This is a genomic window from Paenibacillus sambharensis, assembly GCF_003233845.1.
GTDB classification, from domain to species: Bacteria; Bacillota; Bacilli; order Paenibacillales; family Paenibacillaceae; genus Paenibacillus_I; species Paenibacillus_I sambharensis.
This window is the reverse complement of record NZ_QKRB01000036.1, coordinates 1-19115: the sequence shown is the minus strand read 5'-3', so window position 1 is coordinate 19115 and position 19115 is coordinate 1. Positions and strand designations below refer to the sequence as shown.

20 protein-coding genes and 1 rRNA gene are annotated in these 19115 nt (G+C 50.6%); 16 read left to right on the top strand and 5 right to left on the bottom strand.

Translation table 11 applies throughout. From position 1 onward, the window contains the following. Positions 1-193: 193 nt before the first annotated feature. A complete protein-coding gene (locus tag DNH61_RS05565) occupies positions 194-400 on the bottom strand; it encodes a DUF2536 family protein (protein WP_111145682.1) in 207 nt (68 codons plus the stop codon). Between the two features lie 259 nt (positions 401-659). Between DNH61_RS05565 and DNH61_RS05560 the strand changes: the two genes are divergently transcribed. The 5 genes from DNH61_RS05560 to alr all read left to right on the top strand — a co-directional run bounded on the left by DNH61_RS05560 (position 660) and on the right by alr (position 6449). Beyond that, on the top strand, positions 660-992 hold the full coding sequence (locus tag DNH61_RS05560; RefSeq protein WP_111145879.1) for a PadR family transcriptional regulator: 333 nt from the start codon (positions 660-662) through the stop codon (positions 990-992). Positions 993-1064: 72 nt separating this feature from the next. After that, positions 1065-2399 carry an FtsW/RodA/SpoVE family cell cycle protein gene (locus DNH61_RS05555; RefSeq protein WP_111145681.1) on the top strand — a complete coding sequence of 445 codons (1335 nt, stop codon included), beginning with the start codon at positions 1065-1067 and terminating at the stop codon, positions 2397-2399. A 242-nt stretch (positions 2400-2641) separates the two neighbouring features. Next, positions 2642-3733 (top strand): D-alanine--D-alanine ligase family protein, encoded by a 1092-nt coding sequence (locus DNH61_RS05550; RefSeq protein ID WP_111145680.1) that lies wholly within the window; start codon positions 2642-2644, stop codon positions 3731-3733. Next, positions 3730-5154 carry a UDP-N-acetylmuramoyl-tripeptide--D-alanyl-D-alanine ligase gene (locus tag DNH61_RS05545; RefSeq protein WP_111145679.1) on the top strand — a complete coding sequence of 475 codons (1425 nt, stop codon included), beginning with the start codon at positions 3730-3732 and terminating at the stop codon, positions 5152-5154. The genes DNH61_RS05550 and DNH61_RS05545 overlap by 4 nt, the downstream gene beginning before the upstream one ends. After that, positions 5151-6449, top strand: a complete 1299-nt coding sequence (alr, locus tag DNH61_RS05540) for an alanine racemase (RefSeq protein WP_245947954.1) — start codon at positions 5151-5153, stop codon at positions 6447-6449. Before DNH61_RS05545 ends, alr begins: the two co-directional genes overlap by 4 nt. Here alr and DNH61_RS05535 read toward each other — a convergent pair. Continuing rightward, positions 6409-7251, bottom strand: a complete 843-nt coding sequence (locus tag DNH61_RS05535) for an alpha/beta fold hydrolase (RefSeq protein WP_181438589.1) — start codon at positions 7249-7251, stop codon at positions 6409-6411. The genes alr and DNH61_RS05535 overlap by 41 nt on opposite strands. Next, entirely contained in the window at positions 7244-7798 is a 555-nt protein-coding gene (locus DNH61_RS05530; RefSeq protein WP_111145677.1) for a PadR family transcriptional regulator, read from the bottom strand. Before DNH61_RS05530 ends, DNH61_RS05535 begins: the two co-directional genes overlap by 8 nt. A 201-nt stretch (positions 7799-7999) precedes the next feature. On the opposite strand from DNH61_RS05530, the gene DNH61_RS05525 reads away from it, so the two are divergent. The 9 genes from DNH61_RS05525 (at position 8000) to DNH61_RS05485 (ending at position 14728) form a co-directional block, all read left to right on the top strand. Beyond that, entirely contained in the window at positions 8000-8920 is a 921-nt protein-coding gene (locus DNH61_RS05525) for a DMT family transporter (protein ID WP_111145676.1), read from the top strand. 63 nt (positions 8921-8983) lie between these two features. After that, complete coding sequence (locus tag DNH61_RS05520) at positions 8984-9610, top strand: spore coat protein (RefSeq protein ID WP_111145675.1); 627 nt, start codon at positions 8984-8986, stop codon at positions 9608-9610. A gap of 170 nt (positions 9611-9780) precedes the next feature. Then, positions 9781-10167, top strand: a complete 387-nt coding sequence (locus DNH61_RS05515; RefSeq protein WP_146240950.1) for a hypothetical protein — start codon at positions 9781-9783, stop codon at positions 10165-10167. Between the two features lie 595 nt (positions 10168-10762). Beyond that, entirely contained in the window at positions 10763-11236 is a 474-nt protein-coding gene (locus DNH61_RS05510) for a hypothetical protein (RefSeq protein ID WP_111145673.1), read from the top strand. 554 nt (positions 11237-11790) lie between these two features. Next, entirely contained in the window at positions 11791-12786 is a 996-nt protein-coding gene (locus DNH61_RS05505; protein WP_111145672.1) for a WG repeat-containing protein, read from the top strand. Between the two features lie 138 nt (positions 12787-12924). Beyond that, positions 12925-13266, top strand: a complete 342-nt coding sequence (locus DNH61_RS05500) for a DUF2500 domain-containing protein (RefSeq protein ID WP_111145671.1) — start codon at positions 12925-12927, stop codon at positions 13264-13266. A gap of 321 nt (positions 13267-13587) precedes the next feature. After that, positions 13588-13851, top strand: coding sequence for a hypothetical protein (locus DNH61_RS05495; protein ID WP_146240949.1), 264 nt, complete (start codon positions 13588-13590; stop codon positions 13849-13851). Positions 13852-13892: 41 nt separating this feature from the next. Continuing rightward, positions 13893-14126, top strand: coding sequence for a hypothetical protein (locus DNH61_RS05490; RefSeq protein WP_111145669.1), 234 nt, complete (start codon positions 13893-13895; stop codon positions 14124-14126). A 239-nt stretch (positions 14127-14365) separates the two neighbouring features. Further along, positions 14366-14728, top strand: a complete 363-nt coding sequence (locus tag DNH61_RS05485) for a hypothetical protein (protein ID WP_111145668.1) — start codon at positions 14366-14368, stop codon at positions 14726-14728. A gap of 65 nt (positions 14729-14793) precedes the next feature. On the opposite strand, the gene DNH61_RS05480 is transcribed toward DNH61_RS05485, so the two are convergent. Next, on the bottom strand, positions 14794-16041 hold the full coding sequence (locus DNH61_RS05480; RefSeq protein ID WP_111145667.1) for a stalk domain-containing protein: 1248 nt from the start codon (positions 16039-16041) through the stop codon (positions 14794-14796). Between the two features lie 153 nt (positions 16042-16194). After that, a complete protein-coding gene (locus tag DNH61_RS05475; RefSeq protein ID WP_111145666.1) occupies positions 16195-17685 on the bottom strand; it encodes an alpha/beta hydrolase family protein in 1491 nt (496 codons plus the stop codon). Between the two features lie 176 nt (positions 17686-17861). Between DNH61_RS05475 and DNH61_RS05470 the strand changes: the two genes are divergently transcribed. After that, a complete protein-coding gene (locus tag DNH61_RS05470) occupies positions 17862-18575 on the top strand; it encodes an AAA family ATPase (RefSeq protein ID WP_111145665.1) in 714 nt (237 codons plus the stop codon). Between the two features lie 417 nt (positions 18576-18992). After that, positions 18993-19115, top strand: a 16S ribosomal RNA gene (locus DNH61_RS05465); the annotation flags it as partial.

Below are 19115 nucleotides of genomic sequence, written 5' to 3'. Positions count from 1 at the left end.
AAATTAATGGTTGTTGCCTTTGGCATTGTTCTTGCGGTCGTGGGTTCGCTTCGTTGTGTTCTGGGCTGCGTGTCCCTGCTGCTTGCTCATCTGCTGTCACCCCCGTCCCGCTCTGGCGTAAAGGTCAGCGGTCTCATTGTGTCACGGGGCGGGCGGTTTTATGCCGGGACACCGAGTGTTATAATTGGCAGCTCTAGCTTGCGCGAAAATGCACCACAGCCGAATACAGCATCTTGTTGCGATTCGGATCAAAGGTAACCTGATGCTGCACCGAGTGCACGCCGAGCATCAGGGCCTTGTTCAGGTCAATCTGCTCCTCAATTCTGCGCTCAAGCGCCTTCAGGTCATAGTCCTGAAAGAACTCGATCTTATGCTCCATTTTGTCCAAAATAAAGTCCATACCCGGTTCAACTCCTACGATTAAAATCATTCCCTCATCTGCTCCTATTATACAATTGCACGGGTATGACTTGCATCTGATATAATAGGCGGATTCCAGGACTTGCTAAACTAAGGATGAATGTGTAAACTAATACCTAGAATAACTATGTATCGTTAATCTAGGTATGGGGAGACTGGTAAGAGAAGCAAGGTGTTTCCCCCGAATACCAGTATGCTTCTTACCGCACTGTTCCACAGAAGGAAGGATGGAAGCCAATATGAAGGTAAACAAGGAGCTGCTGAAAGGCAGTACGGCTGTGCTGGTGCTGACGACGCTTGCCAAGCAGGACCAGTACGGCTATGAGCTGATTCGCGAAATCGAGCGGCAGTCGGAAGGGGTGTTCGCGTTTAAGGAAGGGACGCTGTATCCGATTTTGCATACGCTGGAGGCCGAGGGCTGGGTCGAGTCTTACTGGCAGGTGCATGACGGACGCAAGCGCAAATACTACCGGATTACGGACAAGGGAAAGCAGCATGTAAAAGAGCGCAAGGCGGAGTGGCAGCTGTTCCGCACGGCCGTCGACCGGGTGATTGGGGAGGGGGGCGTATGATGCGAGCCGTGGACCGCTCAGAAGTAAAGAAGAGCGCTGCAGCAGGTGGCAATAACGCCGGAGAGGAGGATCATGATGCGAATCAGGGAACGAATAGAGGTCCAGCAGTTCGCTGCGTCCGTCTGTGAGCATGTTAAGACAGGCGAAATGCATAAAGAAATTAAGGCGGAGCTGTACGGACACATTGAGGACCATGTGGAGACGATGATGATGTCGGGAGCTTCGGAAGAAGATGCGATCCGGAGGGCGATTCAAGCAATGGGCGACCCGACAGCAATCGGCAAAGGGCTGCATGCGGCTCACCGTCCAAGAACAGAGTGGGGGCTGCTCATCTTGGTGCTGCTGCTGGCGGGTACTGGGATCTTTATGATGTTTAATGTCGATACCGTCTATAAGAAGTTGGAGAATGGCATGTACGGGCTTCTCGATAAACAGCTGTTCTTTGCCGGAACAGGGATAGCTATAATGGCAGCCTTCTGGTTCTTCGATTACCGCAGGCTGAAACGATGGTCGGAGCTGTTCTTCGCGGCAGGGTTAGTACTGCTTGCGATAAGTCCGCTAGTTGCGATTAAAGTCAACGGCGTATCGGCATGGATAGGTATTGCTTCGCTGGTCATATACGTGCCCAGAATGGCTATAATTCTGCTCATTATCGGACTCTCCGGCATGCGTCCTGCCTACCAGTTGGGCTGGAAGGAAATCGCGTTGCAGTTTATTTTTCGGGGGCTGCTGCCTGTCATTCTGTTTATGCAGATGGGGGTCTATACGGAGGGCGTCATCTATATGGCTGCACTGGTAGCTGTGTTAGTACGAATGCGGATCAGATGGACTCAACTTGTGGGCATACTTATGGCTTGGATCGGCCTATTGCTCGTTACCTTATATTCATCCGAGCGATTGCGGGATCGGCTGTTATCATTTATGTATGCGAAGGATGACCCGCTAGGGGATGGTTATTATTATACAAGCACTCTTAAGGCCATCCAAGATGGAGACTGGTGGGGCAATGGCTTCTCCGCTGTAAATGACTGGCTCTCTTATATACATACAGATACGCTGCTGCCCTACTTTATTTACTGTTTCGGCTGGGTGGCGGGCGGTGGATTAATTGCAATGGCTGTAAGCTTCTTTTATCGGACTATTAAGGTTTCAAAGAAGGCACGCGAGCCGTTCGGACAAGGTCTGACAGCAGCGATAGCTGCACTGTTCATGGTTCAGATTTCGTGGTCGGTACTGATGATCATCGGGCTGGCGCCCTTTACAGGTGTGCGGCTCCCCTTTGTCAGCTTCGGTGGCACGAATACAGTGACTGACTTCCTGTTGCTCGGACTGCTGCTCAGCGTATACCGCCGCAAGGATATCATCCCGCGAGGATCATCCAGTACAGCCCGGCAGGCAATCCGTTAATCCAAATACACACACCTATAACAGAAACCGCAGGTTTGGCGCCCATCGCGCTGGCCTTGCGGTTTTTTTGCTGTCACTGTAGTCACCCCCTTCGGCCCCCGGCTTAATCATTAATTAAGACTTTCTTAAATGAAATCGTAAGGAACGTTAATACTTTCTTTCCGGAAAAGAAAAGGTTGGGTCCTATACTTGGAGACAAGCATGAAATACACGGCGCTGCCGGTTTCGGAGGAGAGAGTAGCATGATGAAAAATATATATGTGCTTTGCGGGGGCAGATCGCCCGAGCATGAGGTGTCGCTGGTCACGGCCATGACCATCATCAATGGATTGAACAAACAGCTGTACCGCGTGGTACCGGTCTATATTTCCAGGGAGGGCTGCTGGCAGCCGCTTGAGCCGGTGACACACGAGCTTGCTTCGGTGGAGGAGCTTCGGGCACAGACAGGGAGCACAGTAAGCGCCGCGAGTTCGGCGGCTGATTTTCTGGCCAGACTGGCTGCAGATGGAGACGGCGGGGCATGCGTCTTCCCGGCGCTGCACGGCGAATACGGAGAGGACGGCACGGTGCAGGGCATGCTGGAGCTGCTGAACATTCCATATGTGGGCAACGGGGTAGGCGCATCGGCGGCTTCCATCGACAAGACGATGACGAAGAAAATCGCCGCAGCAGCAGGCATACCGCAGTCCGAGTATCTGTACTTTCACCGCCAGGACTGGGAGCAGGAGGAGGCGCAGTGGTGCCAGCGGATCGAAACGCTGATCGGCTATCCATGCTATGTGAAGCCTGCGAAGCTCGGGTCGAGCATCGGGATCAGCTGCTGTGCGAACCGGGAGGAGCTGGTGGTAGCCATCACGGAAGCATTCCGCTATGACGGCAAGATTCTGGTGGAGCAGGAGATCAAGGGGCGGGAGGTGCAGCTTGCGGTGCTCGGCAACGAGCGGCCGGTCTGCTCGGTCGCGGGCGAGTTCGTCCGTGAAGCGGACTTTTTCAGCTATGAGAAAAAATACGAAAGCGGCACGCTCATCAAGCGTATTCCTGCCAAACTATCAGCCCCGGTCTACGAGAAGCTGCGCGCCATGACGCTGTCTCTGTTCCGTGCCTTGGATGGAAGCGGACTGATGCGGACGGATTTCTTCGTGACAGACCGCGGAGATATCTACCTGAACGAAGTAAACACGCTGCCGGGCTTTACGAAAAACAGCATGTTCCCCGTACTCTGGGAGAAGACGGCGGGAACGACCTATACGCAGCTGCTTGACCGGCTTATTGAGCTGGCGATGGAGCGCCATGCAGGCAAACAGGTGACAGCACTTCAGGGGGTGGAAGCATGATTAGACGGACCATTAACGAACTCGCGGCTATGGCTGGGGCTGAGCTTGCGAATACGAATGCGAATAGGAATGCAATGGTGGAGACAGACCGGCTGATTGAAGGCGTTATGACGGATACCCGCGCGGCAAAGCCGGGCAGTCTGTTCGTGCCGATCCGGGGCGAACGGTTTGACGGGCATGATTTCGTGCAGGATGCGGTGAACAATGGCGCGGCTGCCGCGCTGTGGTGCCGGGACGTTGTGATCCCAGATGGCCTGACCATCCCGCTGCTGCTTGTGGATGACACACTGGCCGCGATCCAGCAGCTGTCGGCTGCCTACCGCAGCCATCTGAAGACGAAGGTGATCGGCATTACAGGCAGCAATGGCAAGACGTCGACGAAGGATATTTTGGCTGGCTTGCTCGCTACCACTTTCAAGACGCAGAAGACGCCGGGCAACTTCAACAATCATCTGGGCGTGCCGCTGACGCTGCTGCAGCTGGAAGAGGATACGGAGATGGCCGTTGTGGAGATGGGGATGTCGGATCTGGGCGAGATCGCCATGCTGAGCCGTCTGGCACAGCCGGATGCAGCCATTATTACGAGCATCAGCGAGGTGCATCTGGGCGATCTCCATACCAGAGAGCGGATTATTGAGGCGAAGCTGGAAATCATGCAGGGCCTGCAGCCCGGCAGTCCCCTCATCTATAATGCGGATAACCCGCAGTTCGTCCGGGCGCTTGGTGCGAATCCACTTATTGACGAGCTTAAGCTTGTCCCGTTCGGCTCGGAAGCCGGGCATGCCTATTATCCGACCGGCTATGTGACGAACGAGACCGGCACGACCTTCACGATCTCGGACCGGGCATGCCCGGTACTGTTCACGCCGCTGCTCGGCCGGCATCAGATGCTGAATGCGCTTGGCGCGATTGCGGCGGCGCGTTATTGCGGCGTAACGTATGAGAATATCCGACAGGGACTGCGTGAGGCGGCGGTGACCGGAATGCGGAACGAGCAAATCCGTCTGGGCTCTAGTTTGGTCATTAATGATGCATACAAATCCAATCCGGCGAGCCTGCGGGCCGCACTGGATATGCTGTACTGCGTACATCCGGACAAGAAGAAAATCGCCGTCATCGGCAACATGGTTGAGCTTGGCGAGGAAGCAGCGGAGCTGCACCGGAATATCGGCAGCGAGCTTCAGATGGAGCAGATCGATCTGCTGGTGACTATCGGGGAAATGGCCGCAGAGCTGGGAGCGGCGGCACGTGCCCGTTATCCGCAGGCAGCCGTGCTGCACTGTGAGGATAAGGCAGCGATCACCGAACTGCTGCGGGAGCAGCTGAGAGAACCAAGCGTGGTGCTGATCAAGGGCTCACGGGCCCTGCAGCTGGAGGATATTATTACTGCGCTGCGGACAGAGGAGAGTGTGGCGTCATGAAAGGGACCATGACAGGGGCCAGGACAAGGGCCATGACAGACACCACATCAAGCACGATATCAGGCACCGAATCAGGCACCGAATCAGGCACCAAATCGGGCACCATATCGGACACCATATCAGGAACTATGGCAGCCCCCGGTTCTGCGGCGGGAACAGCGGAGCAGCACACCGGAGTGACCGCTGACCGCCGCCCGGTCTGGCTGGAGGTGCATGAGGATCATATTGGCGCCAATCTGCGGATGATCAAGAGCAGGCTCCCGCAGGAGACGCAGTTCATGGCGGTCGTGAAGGCGGATGCTTATGGTCACGGGCTGACCGCTTCCGCTAACGCTGTGCTGAAGGCCGGAGCGGACCAGCTTGCTGTCAGTGTGCTGGATGAGGCCGTCCGGCTCAGGCAGCACGGCATTGAAGCGCCCATATTGGTGCTGACTCCGATCCGGCCGCAGGATATTAACCTGGCGATCCAATACCGGGCGGCGGTTCCTGTGTTTCAGGCGGAATGGCTGGCAGAGGCCAAGAGGTACAAGATGACAGCTGGAAGGCTCTCCGTCCACATCAAGATGGACACCGGGATGGGGCGGATCGGCCTGCGGGAGAGGGAGGAGTTCGAGCGGATGGTGCCGCTGCTGCGTTCAGGCGCTTATTCCGTGGAAGGGGTCTACACCCATCTTGCCACAGCTGATCACCATGATATGGCCTACTACAGCCGGCAGCTGATGCGGTTCTACGAGATGCGCCGCTGGGTCGGTGACAGCGGCTTTCGCGGTGTGGCCGCACACTGTGCGAACAGTGCGGCGGCGATGCGTTTTCCCCAGCTGGCGATGGATATGGTGCGGGTAGGCGCGGCGCTGCATGGCGTGTATCCGTATGGCGAAGATGTGCGGCGTGAGGTTGGGATCGAGCTGAAGCCGACGATCTCCCTGCATGCGGAGATCGTCCATGTGAAGAAGGTGCGCGCCGGTACGTATGTGGGCTACGACAACTCGTATCAAGCTGCGGCGGATGAGTGGATTGCAACGATCCCGGTCGGTTATGCGGATGGCTATTTTCGCAGCTTGAAGCAGTTTCACGTATTGGTGGAGGGGAAGAAGGCGCCGATTGCCGGCAATGTCTGCATGGATCAGCTGATGATCCGGCTGCCGCATCGATGTCCGGTTGGTACCAAGGTCACGCTGCTGGGCCGGCAGGGAGATCGCGAAATTACGGTGCAGCAGATGGCCGATCATGTCGGCACCATCCCGCAGGAAATTCTTACCCACCTGTCGGCTCGTGTGCCTCGCTGTGCGAAGTAGAGCGCAGGCGCTGCAGGAAGCTGTCCACGAGCCTGTTGAACACATCCGGCGTATCAACGTTGGCGCAGTGGCCTGAGTCCGGGATAAGCACCAGCTCAGCTCCGGCTTCAAGCCGCTGCAGCTCGGCTGCCGCATCACGGACCAGCTGCAGATCATGCTCGCCGATAACGAGCAGCAGCGGGTAGGCAGCAGGTTCAGACCGCGGGACGAAAAAACGCTTCGTACCCGCCATTGCGGCGAACGACCGCCGGTTGAAATGTGCTGCACCGCGCGCGAAGCGCTCCCGCCCTTCGGCTGTATGGCACGCCATGGCGGCGGCATAAGCGCGGAAGCTCTTCATGGAGAAGAGAATGTAAAACAGCCACCGCAGCCCTTCCCGGCGCTGGGCCTTCAGGATCGGCTTATTGGCCTTGTGTACGGAATACCCGCCAACGACGATCACGGATTTCACGCGGTCAGGGCAGCGGTCGGCGAAGGCCTGAGCAGCCAGAGAGCCGAGCGAGACGCCGAGAACGTGGCAGTCGGCGGTGTTATTTTCAGATAGAATACGGTCCAGAATGTCCGGCATATCCTCAAGTGTGACCTTCGTCCCGCCGACCTGGCTCTCCCCGTGACCAGGCAGATCAACGAGAATGAGCTGGTACCGCTTCTGAAAGTAAGCGAGCTGCGGCTCGAAAATCGTCCGGTCCGTGAACGCCGGATGCAGCATCAGGATTGTCTCCCCGCTCTTGTTCCCGCTCACCGTGTAGGCAATGCTGGCGTTCTTGAACGTCAGTTTCTTCGTGTTCTTCGCATTATCCATCGGTCTCTGCCTCCAGTTCCTCTGCAAGACTCGTAAACCACGCCAGCATGCTCCGCTGGTCATGCAGCCCAAGCTCCAGCGTCTTCAGCTGAAACCGGGCGATCTCCGCAAGATGTACGGGCGTTTCACCTGAACTCAGACGGGTCTTGGCTTCTGCATATGCCGCCTCGAACTCTTGAACATTCGCTTCCAGCACCCTTGTCATATCCAGCACAATAGCTAAGCGTTCAGCTGGTGATACAAGTCCAAGGAAGAAAAGCTTCGTCGTCGCCTCCTGCTCGAGCCGGCCATGCGAGAATGGCGCCAGCATCCAGGTCATGAAGTGCTGCTTGCCTTCGGGCGTTATGGTATACAGCTTCCTGCCGCGAGGGCTGTTCTCATCAGCATGCAGCTCAAGGCGGCCGCCAGCCTGCAGCTTCTTCAGTGCCGCTTGAATACTGCCGAGGCTGGGGCTGTAGAAAGGGGATATTTTCCGCTCCAGAATGGCCTTGATGTCATACTGGGACAGGCTGCGAATCAGCAGCAGGCCAAGAATCACGAATTCCATCCAGTCTGCCTCCTTGCATGTGGGATTCACATTACCGCAGCTGCTCACTGCGTGCTCTTCCTGAGAGTACTATATACCTAATAGGTATGTATATAGGTTATGAAAAACTTCATATATCTGAAGTTGATTACTTTAGGTAAGGGGCGTATGATTAACAATTGGACTTGATATTCGTGACTGACTGGTAAGGAGAAATGGGAGATGCATAAGCTGACGAAGCTGCAGACGGGGCTGCTGCTTGTTTTTCTAATTGTGGTGTGGGGAATTAACTGGCCGTTGTCCAAATATGCGCTGAACTATATGCCGCCCGTGCTGTTCTCGGGGACCCGGACGCTGATCGGCGGGCTTGTCCTGCTGCTTGTTGCGGTTCCCCGGTTCAAACGGCTCCGGTTCAAGGAAACCTGGTACATCTATTTCGTCTCGGCGGTCGTGAACGTGGTGCTCTACTATGGGCTGCAGACGATCGGGCTTGAATATTTGCCGGCGGGGCTGTTCTCGGCGATCGTCTTCCTGCAGCCGGTGCTGGTCGGCTTGTTCGCCTGGATGTGGCTGGGAGAGTCGATGAATGTGCTGAAAATAACAGGCCTGATCATGGGCTTCACCGGGGTAGCCATAATCAGCAGCGGAGCTGACGGGCTGTCCGGTCATATCTCGGTTGCGGGCGTGCTGCTGGCCCTCGGCTCCTCGCTGAGCTGGGCGCTCGGCACGATCTATGTGAAGAAGGTAACGCCAAGAGTGGACCCGATCTGGCTGGTCACGCTGCAGCTGATCATTGGCGGAGCGTTCACGACCGCTGTCGGTTCCAGTGTAGAGAGCTGGTCGGACATCGTATGGGCGCCGTCTTTCATTGCAACGCTGCTGTTCATCGCGATTCTGGTAATCGGGATCGGCTGGATTGTCTTCTATCGTCTGATGGATTCGGGTGAAGCGGGCAAGGTCGCCTCGTTTACGTTCCTTATTCCGCTGGTTGCGATAGTGATCGGCACGATCTTCTTCAACGAACCATTCACTTTATCGCTGGTGGCAGGCTTCCTGTTCATTCTCAGCAGTATTTATTTCGTTAACCGTCCGCCCGGAGGGCGGCGCAGCAAGGTGAGCAATGTAGGGGTCGCAGCTGAATAACAGCCGCCTGCAGCAGGGATAATAACCAGGTCAACATATTCCTGGAAGGGTGGATTTTGGATAATGAGAACCTGGGCATCCCATGAGTTTCTGGCTACTAATGAATTGATGCGAAAAATAACGACGGACATCGAGCTGCATGCGCTGTTCGCTTCCATGACATCTGACCGTGACATGCAGGATATGCTGTACCGTCACATTCAGTCGATGAACTCGACGCTGCAGCGTGCAGTAAGTGTATTGCAGAACAGAGGGATGGACATGTCCCGGCTCAGCATGTACCAGCCGCAGGCGCAGTACCGTCCGCACACCGGCTTCCAGGACCCGCATATGATTCCTGCACCGGTGATGAACATGGAGAGCCCGTCCCGTGTGAATGACATCACCATCTCGACGGCGATCCTGCTTACACACAAAGCTGGCTCGGTGTTCGGTATGATGTGGGCAACCGAGTGCGTGGATCCGGAGCTTCGTGCCCTGCATGTTATGGCAGCAAACAACTGTCAGCAGATGGCCTACGAAATCTGGCAGCTGATGAACGCCAGAGGCTACTACGAAGTGCCAAGCATGCCGATGAACGACATCCAGCAGATGTCCCAGACGTTCCAGCCAATGGCTGCCGGCATGGGCATCACGGCCACAACAGGCGGCATGGGCGGCAGCTACACCGGCGTGCGCCATATGATCTAAGTTTTGAATGAGAGAAGCCCTCCGCGGATGCGGGGGGCCTTTGTTTTTTCAGAGGGCCATATTGCAAGGAAAATAGAGAATGGATAACAACTGGGGATTTAGGAATAGACATTGTATGACAGGAAGTGCACAATATAGGAACATAGGTTGGGCAAGGGGGATTCATTGGCGTGAAGAGAATATTAGCGACTCTATTAGTAGGATTGTGTATCGTTACCCTATATGCAGGTGAGTACATGCTCTCCGCCGAACGGTTTATCAAGCAAGAGTTCAGATCGGCTTATCAGGGTGAAGCTGCTCATGACGTTCAGACAACACTCGCTGACTTCGTTACTGATATGAAAGCCAAAGGCTTCAAGCTGGAAGATGCCAGTCTCTCGATCAGGCAGTCCAAAATGAACAAGAGTGAGTATATCGTCGATTGTATGTTCTCCAGAGGAGCAGACGAAGTAGAACCGCCAATCTATCACGGCATGATCGTGTTAAGGCTGGAGAGAGAGCTGCTGTCCTGGGAAATGAGGTCGGCTGAAGTGTTTCGTTATGTGGAGAGGGTGTGAGCAGATGGTGCAGTTGTTCATTGAACCCTATATTCCCATTAAAGGGTAGACGGCCTGACACAATTAGTTTATGGGGGCTACACCGGCGTGCGCCATATGATCTAAATTTTGAATGAGAGAAGCCCTCCGCGGAACTCAGGTTTATTAATAACATACAAGTTGTAAAGCACTGATACATGTCAAGGAGAATCGCCCCCTCTATTAAATTGTTTGAAACAAGAAACGATTTAAATAAATTTGGGTCAAGCCTTACTATAAGTTTGGCCTTATTCTATAAATCTACGAGTGAGACACCGTCATCAGCCTACAGTTGCTCGCGATGAATCTTAAGCGAAGACCTACCTTTTTCCATCCCCCAAATAGTTGAACACTATTATGACATTGTCACACATTCAGAAAGTCCTATTTAAAGTCGATTAAACTTTTGGAATGGAAATATCGTCTGTAGTTTTGAGAAGAATGATATACGGACAGGTACGGGCTACAAGGATCGAGTGAAAGATAAGAGCTGAAGAAGTATGGAGCCGGCTAATTAATTCGTGGGAACGATATAGCATTACGGCTATATGCTGATAAATGGGGGGGAGTGTTTTTTTTGCGTAAATCGTATTTAAAGGAAATCGTATATACGCTGCTTTGCGGCTCGGTTATTATCATGAGTGGTTGTACTGCGACCTCAACCAATGGGAATGTAAATAACGATCAGCCTATGCAAAGACAATCAAAAATTTCGGTAGAGGAAGCAGAAACTTTGAAAGAGCTAGCCGATGTTTGGGCCAATGCACTAAAAACACGAGACGGAAAGCCACGATATGAAATGATGTCAGAGCAAGCGAAGGAGAAGTTTAAGCAGGAACAGATCGGACGAAGCGGCGAGGATTGGAATTTCATTATCGGTGACTCTAGCCCGTGGGTCGTTGATTACGAAATTAATATGGAGGGTATGACAGCCACAATCACCTATTTAACCGAAACCAGTGAACCGGCTAAATACAGTATGCAGGAGACCGTTACTTTCATCAAAGAGCAGGACACCTTTGTCGTCGATACGTACCAAACCATCTTTTAGTCATCAGTTGCTTACTCAGTAATTATATATTTTGGTAGATTTCACTGGTACTGCAGAGGATGGTTTATTCAATGCTCGCAATCTGTTGGTGTTCCAGCATGGATTCGATTGAAATCAATGCAGCGACATCCATAGATGAACAGGAGCAGACTCCCGGTCGTTTATTTTTTGTATGAAAAGCGACTCTCTATAAACATCATTATGATAAGTTTATCGAGCTTTTGGAGAGTGACGCAGCGATCGAGCGGGCGGCTCAGGCAATTGACTTCGTTGAACCCTATGATCCAAGTAAAGGGTATACGGCCTGCCACAATTAATTTATGGGTGCTACACCGGCGTACGCCATATGATCTAAATTTTGAATGAGAGAAGCCCTCCGCGGAAGCGGGGGGTTTTATTTTTAAAAAACCTATATCAATGTCATGATTTATTAGATAATATTGGATGCAGGTAGTAGGTCTTTTGTTCTATTCCCGGAAGAAAGCCTTGTGCTCCCTCATTGCCAGGAGAGTTACTAATAGTAATAGTAGTGAAAAGGAAAGGAGGACCAAGTTTTGAGCGAACGGAAAACTAGCTGCAGAAGTATATATCCTCATGGTGAAACAACGTATCTTACCCCTTTCCAAAGAGAGGGGAAGTGGGGGTATTTTGATCTGAACGGTGAAGTGAAGATACAACCTGTCTATAATGAGGTTGAATATTTCAGTAATGGGCTAGCAGCAGTACGAGTGTTTGATAACTGGGGTTATATTAATGAAGAAGGTATGCAAATAATTGAACCGGATTTTTCATTCGCAGGTCCTTTCCGGCACGGTAGAGCATTAGTCTCGAAGAACAATAAGTATAAGGTAATAGAAGAAACAGGCAGAACCATTAATTCCATAGACAACGAATATATAGTTGATGAGCCAATAGCATGGGCATCGTTACATGGCGGTGTAATTAGAATACCCAAGGATAATAAAACCGGCTATATTAATCTCGATGGTGAGGTGTTAATTGAACCGCAGTATTTGGAATCTGGTCCTTTTGTAAATGGTTTAGCTTGGGTCGAAGATGTAGAACATCATCACTATTATATTGACATAAGCGGGAAAAAGATGATTGAAATGCCAACTGGCATCATTCCAGATACCTTTTCGGAAGGGTTAGCGGCACTATGTAATTCCTATACCCTGAAGTCTAGTGTTATGGATCGGAATGGTAATATTGTCATCGAGGAAACTTTATCGAATCCCAATTATTTCTCAGAGGGTTTCTCTTCCATAATGGTGAATGGCAAAATCGCGTTTATCGATAAACAAGGAAATGCAGCATTTAATACGAATTTCGATGAAGCCCTTCCCTTTATTGGGGGAGTGGCTTTAGTAGCGAATAACGATAAGTGGGGAGTAATGGATAGGGAAGGTCAGTTTCTAGTAAAAAATCGGGAATATGAGCATATAGACGTTATGTCCTATCTATTGAATAGCAACCACTTTCTAGTACGAGAAAAAGGGGACTGGCACTATGTAAGTAGAAGCAACGGTAATGTCATTTTTAAATTGTAAAGCTGCACGGATGAGACTGAACAGAAGGAGAGAAAATATATGAATATAACGCGGCTTGTATGTTGTACATATCACTGAAAACTATGCTTTGCATTGCACCATTAGAATATCAATACAACATAGGAAGGAATAAATCGCTTGATAAAAGGTACAATTGCTGCAGTAGTAATGGTATTAATTGTTTTAGGTTATTTCTTTGTCCGCAAGATGAGTAGACCTAGCGGTACAGATTCTACTAGTAGGGTGGCTACTGTTCGGAAAAAGAAAATTGATAAGTGGAGGGCCGTTCCTAATTCACCACAAATAACTGAATACTATGTAGAGTTTGAGATTGAAGGCGAATGCGTTGATATTAAAGTGCCTGATTTAAGTGACTATGAAAGGCTTAACGTTGGAGAAACTGGAGTATTAACTTTTCAGAAAAATTTACTCTATAAATTATTTGTTGATTTTAAAAAGATATCTGATACTAAGAAATAGTGTGGTTATTTATATTGAAAAAGTCGCCGGGAAGGTCCTCCGTTGAATAATATTAACGGCGTGTCTTAACTATAGTTTTCTCGCAAAACAGAAAATTACGTTCTGTATATAATCTTTGAGAAGATCTGGCCGAATACTGACAGTATTCGGTTTGTGCTTAGTATTTCAGTTAGTTTGAAAATCCTCCGGCATCATCATATGAGCGATGAGTATAACTGTGTGGGGAAAAGTTACGGGTGATGAATGGCAGATATTTATTCATGATAAAAATTTGGCTGATCATATTAATACGTATACTCATACTGTGAGGGAGCGATATATTTGAGTGAGTTTATATTTTCAGTTTCAGAAGAAGGTAAAATGGACTGTTTCGCAATAGTTGATGAGATGATTAAGGAGTTTGATATTTCAAGGGAGGAGGCAATTCTGCGACTAAACCTTCACTGGGGAACTGAGGATCTTCCCGATAGTGTATTTGAGTATTACTCTCCTCTTGAGATGGCGCAAATGATATACTTTGGACCGGAAAAGCAATGGTGGAGAAAGGATAATAAGACCGCTTTAACACCACGAACTTTAAAATAGGTTTAGGATAATAGTGGTATTATCCTCTAGGAGGAAAGTAAGTGGCTGAAAAGATAATTGTATCGCTTTCCGTTTTTGTTTTTTTTATCATTGGAGGAGGGTTGGGGGTTAAATTCCCTGAAATTAGATATAAAATTTCAGGGATAAATAATCAAAATAAGAAACCAATTAAGTCTGAAATCAAACGATATATTATTGGTAGTTATATAATGATAATTATTGGAATAATAGTGATCATTGTTACATGGCTAGATGGTTTTAATATTCCGAGATAAAGGAGACCTAGAGTAATTGCTTTAGATAAATAGAAAGAAGATTTTATGTTGTAGGCCTTGAGTAAGTCTTAAGGTCTTTATAATCGGAGGTAATTGTGGGAGCTGCTTTTACAGCTATATTTCAAAATCCGGGGTCTGATATATTGCTGGCATGTAAAAAACTTACTGAGATAATGTTAGAAACACAAAACCAATAAGAAGAGTGGACTTGGACCTATTCAAAAGAGGGTAATGACTCGGTGGAGTATGTGAATATACGAGGTCAACTTGAATATAAGAATGTACATGGGTTTAATATTAAATTGACAAAGCATTTCTTCGAATTCAGTTTACTAATTGGATGGAACTCCGTTGATGAACTATTACAGAGTCGGCTGCGAAATGATTTAAGCCGATTTGCAAAAAGATTCGGAAAAGCAATATATCTGCCATCTATTTGTGAAGTTGATGTGTTGCTTCTTATGGATAAGGGAGGAACTTGGGAGAACTTATTGACTGTCCTGAATGAAGAACTAGGTGTACCAAAAACAAGTTTAAATGAAATGCTCGAAAGCATGGAAAGAAGAGACAAGTTTCCAGGATATTATATTGAATATTTTTAAACATATGTTGTCCAAAAGCCAGTCAAGGGCAGCAACCTGCCCCTGACTGGCTCTATTTTTTTAATCTAACCCTTAAACTCAATCGCTTGATGCATCGCCTGCCAGGCTTCCTGGCCGATGATGCCGAGGCGCCAAAGGGCGATGCCTTTGAGGTCATAGCGTTTGGCGAGGCCAATTTTGGCGTTGACGGACTTGGCGTTCTCGCTGTCGAGGGAGATGCCGAGCACAAGCTTGTCCTTGCTGGTCTCCTTCAGCGCAAGCCGGATCGCTTCATCCACTTTGTTCAGCGGCTCGGGCTTTTTACCACCCTCATATTCGTAAGCCATAATGATCAGCTCGTCGGCGAGCTTGCCCAGCGCGGCATAGTCGTAGCCGGTATAGGCGCTGTTGAGCGGATGAAGAACGACACCGAGTTTCAAGCCGTTGGCCTTGGCCTTGGCGGACAGCTTTTTCACAAATTCGTTATAATCACTCATCGCTTTGGCCTTATCCCCGCTCCAGCCTAGTCCCTCCAGATCCAGGTTAATCCCTTTAAAACCCTTCTGAACCGCCGTGTCCACGATGCTGTTCACTGTCTGCTCCTGCAAGGCCGGATCTTCAAGATTCTTGGTTAGCTCACCCGAGCTATCGCCTGAGTACACCATCAGATAGGGAAGAGTACCTTGAGCAGCCGCATCCTGTACAATAGACTCCGGGGTGATGCTGCCAGCCGCCTGCGGCCAGCGGTATTCAGCACCGCTAATCGTAAAATTGCCTTCCTTATCAATCCGGCTCCAACCAAACGCAGCCGCGTCAAGCTCGGGGAGCATCGCCCGCTCGTCGAAGGAGCTCAGCGCATAGAAGCCCAACGTGTACATATCGCTGCGGGGTGAGGTAATAGAGACGGTTCGGCTCTTCTGATCCCAGCCAACGCCTGCTCCGAACTGCTGGCTGAAGAAGCTGAGCGGAATCAGGGTATGACCCTGCTGTGTCAGCGGCGCAACGCTCAGATTAACGGGTTGGCCGTTGACTTTGGCCTGGCGGCTGCCGACGGTCAGCACCACCTTTGGTGCATTTTCCTGCCGCTTGCTGGTGGCAGTTATCTCCTGGCGTGACTGATTCCAGGTCACCTTAATGCCGAGGGCTTCGGCAATTGCCCGGAAAGGCACCATCGTCGTGCCCTGCGTGATCATCGGTTCAGCGGGAAAAGGCAGTGCGTAGTCGTCCAGCAGGATGCTGACCCGTGGAGCTGCTGTGGCGGCGGGATTGGCAAGGGCAGCACTGCTGCCAAACATAAGAGCGGTACTTAGCACAATGGCACATGCGCGTTTCATGAGTAGATGTAATCTCCTTTTTTGAAAGAAGTACTAGATTCTATCATTTTATCAGAGACTACAATTCTTTTTCCATATTATAATAGGATTTGGAAGATAGAAAAGGAAAGGCCCGTGCGCTGCGTCGCACAGACCTGGTGAACCCCCATCCATTTACTCCCCGTCAAACAGCGGAGTCGCGATTTTCACCTCAGGGAACGTCTCACTCGGTCCTTCGAGCAAATCCCCGTCCTTGTCCTTCAGATACCGGTCAAAAAAATCCAGCGTATAGCTGTTCACGATCGAAGCCGCCGTCGCTGGATTGATTTCACCCGTCATGCCGATCAGCTGGAGTATTGGCGTAAGAAACTGCACATCGGCAAAATTATAATGCGACATTCCTTCCACATATAAGATGTATCCGCCGTGTCTTGCCGTGTTTTGAAAATGGCTGATCTCCACCTCGGCATCCCTGGTTTCCTGCTCAATCTCCTCCCTTGTCGCTCCCATCTCCTGGAGCTCTTCATCGGTATACACATAGTGCTGCCTGACCTTGTTGAAGCGGTCAAACGTGTTCTCCGAGAACATAAACATGAACGGCTTCGTAAATCCGTCCCGGCCGTGGTACCGGTAGAGTCCGCCATCCAGGTTGATCCCGGCTGTGATCCGGTCATCATAAGAAGCGTCATACGCCGCAGCACCGCCAAAAGAATGCCCGATAACTCCTATGTGCTGCATATCGAGCTTCCCATGCAGGCCTGAAGCGAGCTCCCCGGCGTTTATTTTCTCAAATTGATCCAGTACGAAAGCTACATCACCCGTCCAGACGGCTCCAACCTGATCCCGGTATTCGGTCTCAACAATCCGATATTCATCCGTCCGCATGGCGGCGACCCGCCCCCCGGGAAAAACGGTAGCAAACGAGCTGTATGTATGGTCAATGGAAGCGACAATATAACCATGGCTGGCTAGATGCTCGGCCAAGGACGTGTGATAGATCCGCGATGATTTGTAGCCATGATTTAGCAGGATGAGCGGATAGGCAGCTTGGGCAGCAGAAATCTCGGCTCCTTCATAGGAGTGGCTCGGGACGTACTTCAAATAATCCATGGCAGCGGACGGGAATCCGAGCGTTTTGGACAGCGGCTCTTCCATCAGTAATCGTTCGTCTGCAATGAAAGGGACGGGGGAGCCGTGCGTATCCTGGGCGGGGTACCAGACTTGGACCATCAGCTCTCTATAGCCTTCGGCCTTATCATCGAACAGCTCTTCCCGATTTGTATCCGTGAAGTGAAAGGTTTGCGTCCCCACATGATATTCGCCAGCTGGTTCGGGCAGCTTGAACACCGGGAAAGCCGCTATGAGACCAATCGTGAGCAGGAGCATGACCGCGGCAGCACCCCGGCCAATAAACTTTAAGTAACGCGGGAGTTTATGGATTTTCCCCCTTGTGACAAAGGAGTAGACGGTTACAGCCGCAAACAAGACGGTCACCAAATAAGACAGCAGCATCTGCACCCTGAACCCTTCGGTAAACGCATGAACGGCTAACAGCAGGACGCCTATTCCGCTTGCAGCAGCGAGAGGAATTTTGCGATTTTGGACAATAGATAAAATAAGCCAGCCAGTATTAAATAGTAGAAGCAGCAGCTCAACAAGACGCACCTTGATTCCCTCCCTTCTTAATTGCTATCATCGTAACCTGCTGCCTGTAAGCCAGCCATCGATTTGCCTTTCAGCTGCATTACAATTATGTAAGCTTCTGGGTCCGTGGCAGCCCCGCTAAGAGAGTGGTAGACTTATATAGAAGAGACACTTATCGCATAGATAGGGGGATAACCGTGTACCTCAGAGGTGTAACGCTGTTGAAGGATAAGATGAGCGGCCGATCGGAATACCCATTTTCACTGCCGCTGATTAATAGAATGTCCACGCTGGAATTAAAGCAGAATGTCACGTTCTTCGTTGGGGAAAATGGCTCCGGCAAATCGACGCTGCTTGAGGCAATCGCTTACGGGTGCGGGTTTCATACAGCGGGCGGGGGACGAAACAACGCCTACCACGTGGATGCATCTGAAGCGGCCTTGGGTGATTATTTGAGATTATCGTGGCTGCCCAAAATCACAACAGGCTTCTTCCTGCGGGCAGAATCATTTTATGCGTTTGCGACACATGTAGATGAGACAGGTCTTACGGACGTTTACGGCGGTAAGTCGCTGCACAGCCAGTCTCATGGCGAGTCGTTCCTCAGCTTGTTCACCCATCGGTTCCATGACAGGGGCATCTATCTGCTTGACGAGCCCGAGGCGGCATTGTCCCCGGCAAGACAGCTGGCATTGCTGCGGATTATTAAGGACCTGTCGGAGACCTCGCAATTTATTATTGCTACACATTCACCTATATTGATGGGCTACCCGGATGCCGAGATCATCAGCTTCGATACGAGTCCGATTTCTGCGGTGGACTATGAAGAGACCGATCACTATCAGATAACCCGTAGGTTTCTGGAGAATAGAGGCGCGGTGTTCAGGCATCTGTTCGAGGATGACGATTAGGCTGTAAAATATCCCCCATACTCATTGAACACATATTCTAGCTGGGGTGAACTTCCACTTGTATCTTGCAGCAGATAGGTGTATTCTATAACTCCTGCCGCTGATCAAGCGACAAGGCAGCAGGTACTGTGAACGGCTTAACAAGCCGGATACGAACAAGTGGAAAAAACAAACACTTGCAAGACGTAACGAACTATGATATATTCTAATTCCGGTCGCGAGAGCGGCAGGGACAGGCAAGACGGAGCGAAGATCGCAAGATGAATGCTTCCGTAATTGTTCTTTGAAAACTGAACAACGAGCGAACTGCCCTGTCATTCCTTAATGGGATGATGGATAAGCAATACAGAATGAGCAAGTTAGACTCAACTTCTGTGCACATTCGACATCAGCCTTCGGCTGAAATCGAAAGTCACTTTAATGGAGAGTTTGATCCTGGCTCAGGACGAACGCTGGCGGCGTGCCTAATACATGCAAGTCGAGCGGATCTTTGAAGGTGCTTGCACCTTTAAAGATTAGCGGCGGACGGGTGAGTAACAC